Source organism: Pantoea sp. USMM079, assembly GCF_037153115.1.
Taxonomy (GTDB): domain Bacteria; phylum Pseudomonadota; class Gammaproteobacteria; order Enterobacterales; family Enterobacteriaceae; genus Pantoea; species Pantoea communis.
The window spans coordinates 33,584-47,722 of sequence record NZ_JBBCKX010000034.1 but is presented as its reverse complement, the minus strand read 5'-3'; the positions used below and the strand labels follow the sequence as shown (position 1 = coordinate 47,722).

At 54.2% G+C, this 14,139-nt stretch carries 15 protein-coding genes; all 15 read right to left on the bottom strand.

All coding sequences use genetic code 11. The features are described from left to right. A partial coding sequence (locus tag WFP70_RS25370; RefSeq protein WP_337024789.1) for a phage late control D family protein occupies nucleotides 1-393 on the bottom strand: 393 nt, incomplete at its 3' end. Nucleotides 394-502: 109 nt separating this feature from the next. Further along, nucleotides 503-898, bottom strand: a complete 396-nt coding sequence (locus WFP70_RS26855; RefSeq protein WP_097117600.1) for a putative T6SS immunity periplasmic lipoprotein — start codon at nucleotides 896-898, stop codon at nucleotides 503-505. Between the two features lie 100 nt (nucleotides 899-998). After that, a complete protein-coding gene (locus WFP70_RS25365) occupies nucleotides 999-1,445 on the bottom strand; it encodes a putative T6SS immunity periplasmic lipoprotein (RefSeq protein WP_337024788.1) in 447 nt (148 codons plus the stop codon). 101 nt (nucleotides 1,446-1,546) lie between these two features. Then, entirely contained in the window at nucleotides 1,547-1,972 is a 426-nt protein-coding gene (locus tag WFP70_RS25360; RefSeq protein WP_337024787.1) for a putative T6SS immunity periplasmic lipoprotein, read from the bottom strand. 334 nt (nucleotides 1,973-2,306) lie between these two features. After that, a complete protein-coding gene (locus WFP70_RS25355; RefSeq protein ID WP_337024786.1) occupies nucleotides 2,307-2,711 on the bottom strand; it encodes a putative T6SS immunity periplasmic lipoprotein in 405 nt (134 codons plus the stop codon). 35 nt (nucleotides 2,712-2,746) lie between these two features. Next, the gene (locus WFP70_RS25350) at nucleotides 2,747-3,304 is read right to left on the bottom strand and encodes an ImmA/IrrE family metallo-endopeptidase (protein WP_337024785.1); all 558 of its coding nucleotides are present in this window, start codon (nucleotides 3,302-3,304) and stop codon (nucleotides 2,747-2,749) included. Next, nucleotides 3,291-5,930: a type VI secretion system ATPase TssH gene (gene tssH, locus WFP70_RS25345; RefSeq protein WP_337024784.1), complete on the bottom strand. Its 2,640-nt coding sequence runs from the start codon at nucleotides 5,928-5,930 to the stop codon at nucleotides 3,291-3,293. Before tssH ends, WFP70_RS25350 begins: the two co-directional genes overlap by 14 nt. Nucleotides 5,931-6,083: 153 nt before the next feature. Further along, complete coding sequence (gene hcp / locus WFP70_RS25340) at nucleotides 6,084-6,575, bottom strand: type VI secretion system effector Hcp (RefSeq protein WP_058960474.1); 492 nt, start codon at nucleotides 6,573-6,575, stop codon at nucleotides 6,084-6,086. A gap of 4 nt (nucleotides 6,576-6,579) precedes the next feature. Beyond that, nucleotides 6,580-8,241 carry an OmpA family protein gene (locus tag WFP70_RS25335; protein ID WP_337024783.1) on the bottom strand — a complete coding sequence of 554 codons (1,662 nt, stop codon included), beginning with the start codon at nucleotides 8,239-8,241 and terminating at the stop codon, nucleotides 6,580-6,582. Beyond that, on the bottom strand, nucleotides 8,241-8,891 hold the full coding sequence (gene tssL / locus WFP70_RS25330) for a type VI secretion system protein TssL, short form (RefSeq protein ID WP_337024782.1): 651 nt from the start codon (nucleotides 8,889-8,891) through the stop codon (nucleotides 8,241-8,243). Before tssL ends, WFP70_RS25335 begins: the two co-directional genes overlap by 1 nt. Then, entirely contained in the window at nucleotides 8,888-10,225 is a 1,338-nt protein-coding gene (gene tssK / locus WFP70_RS25325; RefSeq protein WP_337024781.1) for a type VI secretion system baseplate subunit TssK, read from the bottom strand. Before tssK ends, tssL begins: the two co-directional genes overlap by 4 nt. A 14-nt stretch (nucleotides 10,226-10,239) precedes the next feature. Continuing rightward, nucleotides 10,240-11,787, bottom strand: a complete 1,548-nt coding sequence (gene tssC / locus WFP70_RS25320) for a type VI secretion system contractile sheath large subunit (RefSeq protein WP_337024780.1) — start codon at nucleotides 11,785-11,787, stop codon at nucleotides 10,240-10,242. Between the two features lie 28 nt (nucleotides 11,788-11,815). Next, entirely contained in the window at nucleotides 11,816-12,313 is a 498-nt protein-coding gene (gene tssB, locus WFP70_RS25315; RefSeq protein ID WP_337024779.1) for a type VI secretion system contractile sheath small subunit, read from the bottom strand. 363 nt (nucleotides 12,314-12,676) lie between these two features. Further along, nucleotides 12,677-13,453 carry an ABC transporter ATP-binding protein gene (locus WFP70_RS25310; protein WP_160834542.1) on the bottom strand — a complete coding sequence of 259 codons (777 nt, stop codon included), beginning with the start codon at nucleotides 13,451-13,453 and terminating at the stop codon, nucleotides 12,677-12,679. Beyond that, the gene (locus tag WFP70_RS25305; RefSeq protein ID WP_045816765.1) at nucleotides 13,450-14,136 is read right to left on the bottom strand and encodes an ABC transporter permease; all 687 of its coding nucleotides are present in this window, start codon (nucleotides 14,134-14,136) and stop codon (nucleotides 13,450-13,452) included. The genes WFP70_RS25310 and WFP70_RS25305 overlap by 4 nt, the downstream gene beginning before the upstream one ends. Nucleotides 14,137-14,139: the final 3 nt, after the last annotated feature.

Sequence of the window (14,139 nt, the reverse complement as noted above, 5' to 3'; positions counted from 1 at the left end):
TTTATTCACAAAGAAGCGATGTGAGCGGTATTGCTTATCCAGAAGCGCAAAGCGGGGTTCAATAATAATGAGATAACTAACCTGGTCTGCGGAACCCGTCAGACGGCGGAAGTCAGTGATATAACCGTGAACAATTTTCTGCGAATCGGGTTCCAGCAGAGAGCCGGTTCTCATGGTCAGCGTTACCGCTTTGCGCAGCATCTTCTCTGGCGAGATGTCTTTATCGGGGCTGGTGAAAAGCACGTCATATTGGTAATTCGCGCTCAGCGTTTCCGTACCGTTCAGACTCTCAACATCAATAACAGCATTGCAGGCGGGAATGTGAAGAGAGTAGCGATTCTGGGTAGAGGATAAAACCGATGCTGCGCTAAGTAACATTTCACTTGGGGTCATTGTCATTCGCTCCGTGATGACGGATGGTTCAATCCCTTTCAGGAAAGCGGGTTAGATAAGAATTCAGTGTATTGAGTTGAAACGGTCAGGCATTTAATAAAATTAAACGCTAATATCCGCGGCCTATGTAATAGGTGATTTCGTTTCGCTGAAGGGGAACGCTGATAACGCCCGTGTTGTAAACTTTAAAAGCCACGGAAAAGTTCCTGATCGGTTTACGCTTGGTCTGAGTTGTCAGACCAAACTGAGCAACATAAACAATTTCTGAACTGTTGATAATGTCCTCAGTCAGGCAGAGAAGCAGACTGTTATCGGTTCTATATTCTGCTATTCCTGGCTGCTTAACAGAGTTCCGATTTTCTCTTTCAAAGAGGTAAAAATATGAAAATGAATAATTATCAGGTTTTAATACAGTGAAGCATATGCGGCCATCAACTTTGCTGACCAACGTTTGCTGAGAAGGTGTAAATTTATCGCCAATACAACCTGACAATACAAACACCATGAGTAAAGAGCACTTTTTTAATATCAAGGTCGCACCTGAAAAAATCACTTTGTTATTTATGCGTTAAATTTATTTGACAGGAAGAAGTATTTAAAATCTATCAAATTCTTCGACCAAGATAATGCACAACCTCATCCTGTTGCAATGGAATATTCACAAAATCTCCATCTTTAAATTCCATCGCAGTGGAGAAAAGCCGTAGATTCTGTCGATTTCCACTCTGATTCAAAACAAACCTGACAATATACTTTCCCTTAGTTAAATCCATGGAAGTAAAATCGTTTAAGCATATATACTCATTATTGACTACCTCCACAGCATCCCTCCCCACAAACTCTCTATTTTCGCTTTGCCCCCGTTTAAAAATGGTTATATTTCCCACTGTAACATCATCGACGCGCCTGACTTTAAAACACACTTTATTTCCTTTACTTTCAACCTTAGCCACTTCAGAAAACGTGACCTTTTCTCCAATACAACCAGTTATGATAAATGCAACAATCATAGGCAACCAATTTACTCTTGGGATAAAATCATCCTTCAACATGGAAAACCTCAGAGAACACATCTATACCTTTCATCGAGAACAGGCTGGGTAAGTTGGTTTGCTAACGATATTTAAAAGTCCGTTTTTCCGTCAACATAATCTCACTCAGAGATGAAGCTTGGGAAATAATCTTCTCTTTTTAATGGAAAATTATAGACCCGACTATTCTTCAACCTTATGGCCGCTACTTTTCTAAAGGATGGAAGTGTTTCCAGCCTGGACAATAGGCCATAATGAATAATATATTCTTTTTTTTCTGATGCAGGCAACCAGGGTAATGGCATGCAGCGTTTATTATTTACTGCTATTAAGTCGCTGCCATCGATTGTTTTCCTAGGCCCTGATCCACCTTTATTTTTTATTGAAATCACACTGAAATAATACGCTTTGCTTTGGGGTATATTTATACATAGCATATCATCAATAACGCTCATATCGGCATCGCGTTCAAACTCGACAGGATCTTCTCCCAAAGTACACCCGACTATAGCGAAGCATGTGAATATGCCGATGAAATATAATTTCATAAATTTCACCATGTAAAACCTCTCAGTGCTTTCATATAAGCTAAACAGGCTTCAGGCTCACTCAATGCTCTAACAGATTTGACATAGTCATACAACCTTAACTCATTCCATCGACCAAATCCCCACTCAGTAAGAATATAGTTATCAGCAATTATTTGAGCCTGTTGCTCCATCGAGTATTCACTCAATAGTCGGCCGTCAAGATCATAAGCATATGTAGCCATAAAACTGAGCATACCGCGATAGATAACGCACATAGCCTGATTACACATAAGACGAAGAAACGTCCTCTGTATGAAATTAGTGCGGGTCAGTCCGTTGATAAACTGAACCGCTAATATCCCCGCCCCATGTAATAACTGATTTCGTTTTGCAGCAGCGGAACACTGATAAATCCCGTTTTTTCAGCTTTAAAAGCCACAGAAAACTTCCGAATCGGTTTACGTTTGGTCTGTGTCGTCAGACCAAACTGCGCAACATAAACAATTTCTGAATCGCTTACTGTGTCCTCAGCCAAGCAAAGAAGCAGGCTGTTATCGGTTTTGTATTCTGCTATTTCTGGGTGCTTAACAGAGTTCCGATTTCCTCTTTCAAAGAGGTCAAAATATGAAAGTGAATAATCATCAGGTTTTAATACAGTGAAGCAGATGCGGTCAGCATCTATGCTGAGAGGAGCAGTATCTGAAAGCGTGAACCTGTCTCCTGGACATCCTGCCAGGAGAAATACGATTACTGACAAAGCCAACCTGCAACTAATTATCCTCTGAGATACATTCACCAAGGGAATCCTCTCAACGCATGTTTATATTTCTGCGAAATAATAGACTCATCCAGGTTTCCGTCCAACGTGACATAACTACGACGCCGGTACTCCATAAATGTATTATACCCCTCACTCGCCAGTAGAAAATTATCTGCAATAATTTGTGCCTGTTGCTCCATCGGATACTCACTCAGTAGCCGTCCATCCAGTTCATAGCGATAGCTCGCCAGCCAGCTTATGAGCCCCCTACATATCACGCACATTCCCTTTTGGTGCTGCCATACATGGCTGAGCTCGTGTATAAAAGTATGTCTGTCGGCAAGGTCACTCTGAGCCAGGTCAACAAAATCGTTCCGGTAAAGTGGCGGACGGTAAAATATTTCTCCCTTCGGCGTCATAGCAACAGCTTCATTTTGCAAACCAAACGGCAGATAGTTGTCTTTATGGATCCATACCTTGTGATAATCAATTTTGTCCCGGAACACCGTCCTGGCAAGCACGATTTCCCCTTTACTCATCAGCCGCAGGCTACCTTCTTTGGCTGCCGCATCTCTTTCAGTTTTGTTCATGAATGAGATTCTCAAATGTCATCAGCACACCGTCCTCTTCGTTCCAGTCCAGGCTGAGAGTGCCAGGCAACTGCCCGCTGGCCTGATATTGCAAAAGCTGCTGACTCAGCACCGGTAAAATCTGCTGGTTGAGCAGGCTGTCGACGTTGCGCGCGCCAGTGTCTGGCAGCAGGCAGGCGGCAGTCAGGGCGTCGTACAGCGCCGCTGAAATTTCTGTTGCCAGGCCGTAGTGACGCTGTAGCCGTTGACTGACCTGGCCAAGCTTCATTTCGATGATGGTGCGCATCGCTTCTGCAGCCAGCGGGCGATAAATCACCGTCTGGAAGCGCGCCAGCAGCGCGGGCTGGAAATGGTCGCGGATAACCGGGCGCAGCAGTTCCTGCAGGTCAGCTTCACTGGCGTCCGGCTGTTCGTCCAGTTTCTGCATCAACGCGTCGCTGCCGAGGTTAGAGGTCATCAGGATAACGGTGTTGCGGAAGTCAATCTCCCGCCCCTCGCCGTCGCGCATAAAGCCCCGATCGAACACCTGATAGAACAGGTTAATCACGTCGCGGTGCGCCTTCTCCACCTCGTCAAGCAGCACCACGCTGTACGGGCGTTTGCGCACCGCCTCGGTCAGTACGCCGCCCTGCCCGTAGCCCACGTAGCCCGGCGGTGAGCCCTTGAGCTGGCTTACCGTGTGTGCCTCCTGATACTCAGAGAGGTTGATGGTAATCAGCGATTTCTCACCGCCGTACAGGGTGTCGGCCAGCGCCAGCGCGGTTTCCGTTTTACCCGTACCGCTGGTGCCCACCAGCAGGAACACACCTTGTGGCCCGTTCTCGGCAGTCAGGCCGGTTTTCGACGCGCGCAGGCGCTGTGCAATGGCGTTCAACGCCATCGGCTGGCCGACCACGCGCGCTTCCAGCGCCTTTTCCAGCGTCAGCAGCTCCGTCTGCTCGTCCTTCATTAAGGAAGAGAGCGGCACGCCGGTCCAGTCTGCAATCACCCCCGCCACCGTGCGCGCGTCCACGTCCAGCGTCATCAGCGGCTCCCCCTGCTGCAGCGCATGAAGAGCGGACTGAAGTTCAAAGCGGCGCACCTGCTGAGAAGCATCCTGCCGGCTGAGCAGCAGCGTCTCCGTCAGCTCACGCTCGGCCACCCAGCTCAGCTCCAGCTGTTCGAGACGTTCATCCGCGTTGGCCAGTTCTTTCAGAATGTCATGCATGCGCGCCTCCTGAACGGTGCCGCCCAGCGCTTGATCATCCAGGATAGCGCGCTTCTCAATATTCAGGGCATCGGTGCGGGCACGCAGCTGCGTGATAGCTTCCGGCACCGTGTCCTGGCTCATGCGCACGCGCGCGCTCGCGGTGTCGAGCAGGTCTACCGCCTTGTCCGGCAGCTGGCGTCCGGTCAGGTAGCGACGGGACAGCGTGACGGCGGCGCGCACGGCTTCGTCGGTGATGTGCACACCGTGGTGCTGCGCGTAGCGAGACTTCAGGCCACGCAGCATCAGGCAAGCGGTCTCGTCGTCCGGCTCATCGACTTTCACCATCTGGAAACGGCGCTCAAGTGCGGCATCCTTCTCGAAGTACTGCTTGTACTCGCTCCAGGTCGTGGCGGCGATGGTGCGCAGTTCGCCGCGCGCCAGTGCGGGCTTCAGCAGGTTAGCTGCATCCGCGCCGCCTGCCTGATTGCCCGCGCCGATGATGGTGTGGGCCTCGTCGATGAACAGCAGCACCGGCTGCTCAGCCTGCTGCACCTCAGTAATGATGTTCTTCAGGCGCTGCTCAAACTCACCCTTCACGCCCGCACCCGCCTGCAACATGCCAAGATCCAGGGTGCGCACGCTGACCGTGCTCAGGCTGGCTGGCACGTTGCCTTCCGCAATGCGCAGCGCCAGCCCCTCGACCAGCGCAGTTTTGCCCACGCCTGGTTCGCCCACCAGAATCGGGTTGTTCTTGCGGCGACGCGAGAGGATGTCCACCATCTGGCGGATTTCATTATCGCGCCCATACACCGGGTCAATCTTCCCGCCCCGCGCGTCGGCGGTAACGTCGCGGGTGAAGCGGGACAGCGCCTCAGCGGTGGTAGCAGGCGCAGCGCCCGCCAGCGCAGGTGGCTCGCACTCCTCTGCGTTCAAGCACCCCAGAGGTTCGTTCGGCTGCAGCGCGTCGGGTCGTTCGTCCGACTGCTCGTCCAGCGGCGGGCGCAGCGCCGCCATCTGGCGCGGGCTCAGCGTGAGGATTGGCCAGAGTGCGTCACAGCGAGTCAGCGAGTGGTTGCCAATGATGGCTGTCAGCAGGTGTACGCTTCGAATACGCTCCTCACCGTCCACCGAGGCCGCCAGCCAGGCCTCCTTCAGCAGGTGGTGCAGACGGGAGGACAATTCCGGGCGGCTGCGCACCAGGCGAGGCTGACCGTCGAGAAAGTCCAGCAGCCCCTGCCAGACGCCGTCCATGTCCCACTCATAGCGCCTGGCCATCACCGTGATATCGCCCTCTCCCTGCTCCAGCAGCTTCAGCAGCCAGTGCTCGGGGAAAATTTCCGCGTGCGCGCGGGTCTGGCACAGCGAGGCAGCGGCCTCCAGCGCACGGGCGCAGAAGGGATTAAGACGGCGCAGCAGCGCTGCAGACTGGTGTTCCATAGGTGTTCTCTCCGTTTCAGGCACGCTACCGCCCCTGGCCGTTAACCGAGGCCCATAAGGTCTGAGGTATCTGTACATCAGTGTGTTTTTCAGGGCTGCACCCGCGCGCAGGCGCAGACCTGAAAAAGCGGACGGCGAACCGTCCGCACGGGCTTACGCGGTGGCGCGTTCGTTCCAGGAATCGGAATGAATGATGTTGCCGTCCTTGTAGGTCCAGGTGATTTTTTCGTAGCGCAGCTCAATCATCTCCAGATGGTTGTGCTTCTCTTTGGAAGGATCCTTAATGTCGTGCATGACAGGATTCACCTTCACCACCTTCACGTTCTCAAGCCTGGTGTTGAAGTACTCGACTTCCTGTCCTGCGTCGCTGATGCGATACCACTTGAACTCCGCCGACTTCAGGGTCTGACCGGTAGTCACGGCCTTGTAGAGGTACGGGCTCGACGAGTCGATTTCCTTGGTGAACAGGAACGGCGTGTGAATGCGGGTGCCGGTCAGCTTGCCGGTGTTGTTGTCGGTCGGGATGTACAGGTTATGCTCCTGTGCCACCACCTCAATGCTGCCCTCGCGGTCCTGCACGTCTACTGAACCCTTGATGTCCGCGCCGCCGTCGTCCTTCAGCCACAGATAAACTGGAATTGCCATGTTGTTACTCCTTTTCAGACTGAGAATGGCCATCATCCTGTGATGACCGGGTTTGTGCGTCTGGCACGCGGCAGGCATCCGCCTGTGGCACCAGACTGATTTCGACCCGGCGGTTGAGCGCACGCCCCTCCGCCGACTCGTTTGTTGCAACCGGACGATCCTGACCGTAGCCCTGTACCGCGAAGCAGCTCTCCGGCACATCGCCGGTGTCACGCATCCAGTCGCGCACCGCTCCGGCGCGCTGTAGTGAAAGCGCCTGGTTGAGCCGGGGATTGCCGGTGCTGTCGGTATGGCCAGCGACGACAATCAGCCAGCCGGGTCGTGCCTTGATGCCCACCAGTGCATTGATGAGTACTTTGTCGGACCCCGCCCTCAGCGCCGCTTTGCCCGATTCAAACAGCGACAGGCTGTCAAGCCGCACCGTCTGCGGTCCCTCCACTACCTGCTGAATTACGGGTGCTGGCGCGGGGGGCGGTGCCCAGCGATGGATGGCTGCGTTTACCGGCGCAATGAGCCGCAGGCCCTGATAAAGTCCCACGCCATATCGCAGTGGTTCACCGCTGCGCTGCCAGACATCAAGCTGCGTGCGGTCACGGATAAGCGCATCGCGAGCAAGTGTTTTCGCTGCAACAGCGCCCTCCGGCAGGCTGTGCCACAGCGCAAGGTGATCGGCCACGCTGCGCACAAGGCGTTGGTTATGAATAAAGGAAGCAAGCATGGCCAGCGCCAGAAACAGGCCCAGCATCATCCCGACCCTACGCGCCGTGAGCAGCCAGCGGCTGATGCCTTTCCGCAGTGGCATACCAGGCAGCAGGACGTCCGGCAGCGGCAGTGAAGGCGGAGACGCATAGTTTTCAGGCGACAGTGTGGTCAGCCCGACGGTATGCTGCTGCCACAGGTTGCCCGGCAGCGACTGTACTGGCGTCAGGCAAACGCCGATCTGGCACGAGCTTGCGGTGTGCGAAGCCGCGAACTGCCCCGCATACCATTGCATCAGGCTTTGCAGTCTGAGTGCGTGATGAAAATGCAGGGGATCCCGGGTGATCCACTCCGCCAGCGAAAGGCGGGCGTCATTTTCCGGATGAAACTGAAACTGCGGATGTTCTGGCGTAAAGCTGAACCAGTGCGTGTGCTCATCCACTGATGAGCCCCATATCACGGTCCACAATGGCAGCAACCCTTTCAGCACAAGCCGGCACTGTGAATAGGCCCGCAGCCATCCACTCTGCTGCTGTGTCAATATGTCAGCGGAGGTGTGCTGCCCGGGGATGATCGCCAGCATCACTGAAAGCTGAGGTAGCAGCGCCGAATACTGCTGTGCCAGCCGTTCCGCCAGCGCGGGCAGTTCACCAGGCTGGCGCACGTTCAGATACCACCCCAGCCGGGTCTCGCGGTGTGTCAGATCACCAAACAACGGTGCCGTATCCCCGATAACCAGAATTACCGGCCCGCAATATGTTTCCGGCGGCAGGCTGGCATCAATGTCCGGTTGGTGATCAGTGGCATTACGCTGCAAATGCCACAGAAGAAAACCGGCCACTAGCAGCACCAGCACACAGAGCGCCACCGTGTTCAACGGCTTCAGTCCCGAAAAGCCCACTACCAGCAGGATAGCGAGCACGGCTGCCAGCAGCGTCAGTCCCTGACGTGAATCGGGTCGGACCATTACTGTGCACCTGCCATGCGCGACACCATCTCTGCCAGCCTTGACTCCAGCACGAACCAGAGCCCGCCAAGCAGCACCACTGCTGCCACCCAGCTCAGCCAGTAAAAGCGGCGTCCGCTGCGCAGACCTGCAGGCCGTACCACCAGCGGCGCATCTTCCGGCAGCGCAAAAGGCGGCACGCGGGCAGCCAGCGCACTCACCACGTCTTCACGACGTTCGTCATCCTGCGCGCGGTAATGCCCGACGAACCCCAACTGCAGGGTGCGGTAAAAGCAGATCAGCACCGTAATGTCTGCTGCAGGTTCGTTCAGCACGGTGCGGATGCGATCCCAGAGTGCTTCACCGCCGTTCAGTGAACCAAAGAAGCGCACCTGCAACGGATCACGGGTCCAGCGCAGCCAGCCATCGTCCTGACTCCCTCTGTTTAGCACTGCCTCATCCAGCAGCACGCAGAAGGCATAAAGCATGTGGTCACGGCTGGCCTCGCTGAACCCGGCCTCAGTCAGCGCCTCGCGGGCTGATTTCACCCAGCCCGCCGCGCGTCGGTATAGCGCGTCGCCGTTTTCAATTTGCTGTCCGCAGCGCAGCTGGCTGACCATCAGCCAGCCCTGAAAAAAAAGATGCTCTGTCAGTTTGTTGGGATTATTCATGAGCGCAGCACCGCGTAGAGTTCCAGTTTCAGCTCACCGAGCGATTCCGGCGTGTAGAAGGTACAGCCGCCGGAGGCCAGCATTGCCCGAGCCGCATCCGTTGAGAGATCCAGCGCGAAATACTGATTTTCCAGGCGTAACGGGATGGCCGCAGGAACATGTGGCAGCGGGCGGATGACCATACCGCTCAGCGCAATATTCACCACCTCAGAAACATCGTCCTGGCTGCCGGCTTTACACAACAGCGGGAAGCGTGCCTGAAACTCGTGATTCGGCAGGGAAGAGCGAACGGACAGATAAAAGTCCGCACCTTCGCGCAGTCGTGCATCGTGGAGTTTTCCCCTCCACAGCACGCCCTGTTTTTCCAGGTCGATGGCGATAACGCGAGAAGGCAGGCTTGCCTCCAGCAGCGTATCCAGCAACGTGAAAAGCGGCGGGAAAACCTGCTCTGGCGCGTTGTGCCGATAGGCCGGGATATCGTCCGGCGCGTTCTCGAGGGAAAATGTCAGCAGACTGCCCGCAAGGCGCACCAGCTCACGATAAAGCAGTTCAGGATGCCGCGACGGTGACTGATACAACTCTGTCAGCACCGGCTCCGCGCTGTTCAGCGCATTGAGCAGCCAGAACAGAGAAACGTCGGACACGGCAAAATCCGCCATGCGTTCGTTACTCTCGCGGCGCAGTTGCATCAGACGTTGACGGCGTGCCTGCAGGCGATGAAGCAGATCACCCAGCGCCGCGACCAGCGCCGGGCTCGCAGCCAGTGACAACATGGGGGGAATAAACGTGGTGTCGCGCATCCACTGCCCCTGAGCGTTGCGCACCAGACGGGCAACCGGACAAGTCAGGTACGCCACGTTTTCCTGATGCGCCAGCCGCAGGCGCAGCGCATAACGCTGTACCGCAATCTCGGTACGCTCGTGACCGGCCAGCTCCTGCACGCGCTCCCGGGTGGCGACCCAGCGGCGCGGACGTTCGCTGTCCGCACCGTTTTCCAGATTACCGCCGTTGGCGTTGATCAGCGGCAGCGCCAGTACCACCTCTACGCTGTCCCGGTCCGTCACATCAGTTAACTCACAGACAGGTGGCAGAGTGTCAGCCAGACGGGTTTCGACTAGGGAGCCATCGGCAAAACGGACGGCGATGTGCGTCGCATTCAGCTTTGACAGCGCCAGCGCGCCCTCGTCGAATTCGGCACACAGCACGCCCCAGGGGTGTGCTAGCGTCATGCCAGCGACGGTACCTGCCACGTGCGCGTCCCACATAGCCTGCTGCTGGAACTGTTGCGGCGTCAGAAACGCGCCGTCTTCCCATAACGGACGGTAAATTTTCATTCCCGATAGCCGCCTTACGCTTTCGCTTTTGGCATCTGAGATACCAGCGACAGATTGACGTCCATGCCTTCCACCTGGAAATGCGGCACTGCGAACAGCTTCACGCGGAAGAAGCCCGGGTTATCTTCGATATCTTCCACAATCACTTTGGCATCGCGCAGCGGATGGGAAGCCTGCAACTCATCGCCCGGATCGGTCATTTCAGTTACCAATCCACGCACCCAGGTATTCAGCTCCAGTTCCAGCAAGCGGCGATCTTTGGTGGTGCCGATGTTTTCGCGCTGAATCAGCTTCAGATAATGCGCGATGCGTGATAGCAGGAAGATGTAAGGCAGGCGCGCATTGATGCGACTGTTGGCGGTGGCATCTGCGGTGTCATACAGCGCCGGTTTTTGCGCGGAGTTTGCGGAGAAGAAGCAGGCGTAATCACGGTTCTTGTAGTACGAAAGCGGGATAAAACCGAGGTTCGCAAATTCAAACTCGCGGGTTTCAGGGATCATCACTTCAGAAGGGATTTTCACCTGATTACCGGTGCCGAGGTCATACAGGTGAATCGGCAGATCCTGCACCGCACCACCCGCCTGTGGGCCACGAATCTGCACGCACCAGCCGTTGTTGATAAAGCTTTTCACCATGTTGGCGGCGAAAGCGAAAGACGAATTGGTCCAGAGATACTTATCGTGATCCGGCCCTTTCACCTCTTCAACATAGTTAAAACTGCGCACCGGCACGGTATCTGGTCCGTACGGCAAACGGCCCAGCACACGCGGCATGGTCAGGCCGATATAGCGTGAATCATCGGTGTCGCGGAAGGATTTCCACTTGATGTATTCAGCACGATCAAAGTAATTGCCGATGTCTTTGATGGCAGCCACTTCCTCCATCGAATCCTTGAGGAAAAATGCCGGACCCGCTGAACCGATAAACGGCATATGGGCCGATGCCGCAACTTTCGAGATATTACGCAGCAGCGCGATATCCTGCGCAGAGGCATCGAATTCATAGGCAGAGATCACCGCGCCAATCGGTTCGCCGCCCGGCGTGTCGTACTCGGCAACGTAAGTCTGCAGGTACAGGCCGCTCTGGATAATTTCCGGTGCGTCTTCGAAGTCCTGACGCAGATCCTCTTTCGACACATCAAGCACTTCCAGCTTCACGTTCTGACGGAAATCAGTTTTATCCACCAGTGATTTCAATCCACGCCACACCGATTCCACCTTCTGGAATTCGTCATGGTGCATCACCGCATCCAACTGGCGGCTGATCTGATAATCCAGCTCGGCAATGTGGTGATCCAGCAGGTTTTTATCCAGTTTTTCGACTTTCTCACCGCTGATTTTTAAGCGATTAAGAAACACCTGCATCGCCGCCGTAACGCGCTCGTCAGCAGTGGCGTCTGACATCGCCTGATTGTCTTGCCAGACATTCAGGTCACTCAGTGAGCTAACCGGATTAAGATTAATTTTGTCGAACAACGAGGCGTACACGCCTTCCGCCGCAGAGTTTTCAAGCACGGTGGTGCCACCGGAAGACAGGGTTTCATTCTGAACTGACATCAGCATCGTCTCTCATTTAGTCCGTTAAAAGGGTTCAGCCGTTATCGCTGGCAAGTGCAGAAAGTTCTAAACGCAGTTCGTCACTCAGTGCCGGGTCTTTCAGGATGATCTCCAGCTCTTTGCGGAAAGTGACGTTATCGAGCAGATTGGATTTGAGATCGCGTAGCAGATTGCGCATCGCGAGCATCGCTTTGAGTTGCGGAATTTGGCGGGCGACCTGTTCAGGTTCGAAGTCTTTAATGTTACTGAAGGTCAGATTGATGGCTTGTTCACTGCCATCCGCTGACAAGGTATCCGGTACGGTGAGCCGTACTGATGGCGAGAAGTCAGCGAGCACGCTGTCGAAGTTGTTTTTATTGACGTTGACCTTTTCGCGTTCGCTCAGCACGCGATCTTCCTGACCATTACTGAAATCACCGGTCACCAGCAGTTTGAGCGGCAGCTCCATTTTGCGTGCAGCGCCGCCTGTATGAACGTCGAGTTTGATGTTAACGCGCGCTTTGGGTATTTCATTTTGATAAGAATTACTCATATTTACTCCTGTAAGTGAAGCGCGGAAAGCACGCTTTAAGCACACTTTCCTTGTGTGATTCTGCGCGAATATATCTTAGGCTCAATGCGGATAGCAACAGGGTAAGATGATCTTTGTGATCTGATTTATATAGGAAATTTCTTACTTTTTATTTTAAGTCGTTGAAGTTAAGCGCGGTTCAGGCCCAGGAAGGGTCTGAAAATTTATGTTGTATACACTGTTTTATTAACTGAAATCGTTAAGATAAATCGCAAGAAACATCCTAAAAGTTAATGTATTTCAGAGTGGGATTGTTAACCAATAAAATTACTTATTAGCGGGTTTGGATATGAAAAAACCCGCCGAAGCGGGTTTGAAAGGAGGTTAACTATTACGCTGCAAGTGACTACTCACAAATGCGCGACACCGGTCTGAGAGCGGATCAGTAAACACCTGCTGTGGCGGCCCCGACTCTTCGATTTTGCCCTGATGCAGAAACACCGCTTTGTTGGAGACATCACGCGCGAAGCCCATTTCGTGGGTGACGATGATCATCGTACGTCCCTCTTCAGCCAGGCTGCGGATCACCCGTAACACTTCGCCCACCAGTTCAGGGTCGAGAGCGGAGGTGGGCTCATCGAAAAGAAGCGCTTTGGGCTGCTGTGCCAACGCACGCGCTATCGCCACACGCTGCTGCTGCCCACCTGAAAGCTGCGATGGCCACGCGTTGCGCTTTTCATACAGCCCGACTTTATGCAACAGAGCTTCGGCTTCTTCAATCACCTCTTTTTGACTGCGTTTCTGCACATGTACCGGCGCTTCAATAATGTTCTGCAGCACCGTTTTGTGCGGCCACAGATTGAAACTCTGGAAGACAAAACCCAATTGCATGCGCATCAGTTTGATACGACGCTGCTGCTCACGGCTGAGTTTCTCGTGGGGATTGTCAATGGTGACCACCTCATCCCCGACCGCGATTTCCCCGCCTTGCGGCACTTCAAGAAACGGAATACAGCGCAATAGCGTACTTTTTCCGGAACCACTGGCGCCAATCAGTGATATCACGTCGCCATCCTGCGCCGTCAGGCTGATGTCATGAAGCACCTCATGCCCGCTATAACTTTTTCTGAGATGACTCAGGGCGATAGTGGGTTTACTCATTGACGTGCTCCAACATGATAAGGTGACAAACGGCGCTCCAGCAGCGCCACCGCTTTACTGACCAGCACAGTCAGCAGCAGATAAATGATCGCCGCACTGATAAACACCTCCAGCGCGCGGAACGTCTCCGACACAATCGAGTCCGCGATACCGGTCATTTCCATCAGGCTGATGGTGCTGACCAGTGAAGTGGATTTGATCATCGAGATAATTTCATTGCTGTAAGCAGGCAACGCCTGACGCACGGCGAGCGGCAAGGTGATGCGGCGCAGCGTCGTGAAGCGCGACATACCGCTAACTTTGGCTGCCTCAAGCGACTGCACGCTAACGGCATTAAGACCACCACGAAGAATCTCCGAGGTGTAAGCCGCATCGTTAAGCACCAGCGCAATCAACCCGCACCAGTAGGGATCGCGCAGCAGCGGCCACAGCACACTTTCGCGCACTGCCGGTAAACTCCCCAATCCGTAATAGATCATAAAAATCTGGATTAACAAGGGTGTGCCGCGGAACAGCCAAACGTAAAAGCGGGCAAAGACGCTACCATAGCGATTCTGGCGCAACAGGTTAAGCAATAACGCTAAAATCCCCCCACCCAGCAGTGATAAAACGGCCAGATTAAGGGTCAGTGGTAAACCGCGTAGCAACGCGGCAAGCGTATGCTGTAAGAACGTGAAATCCATCGT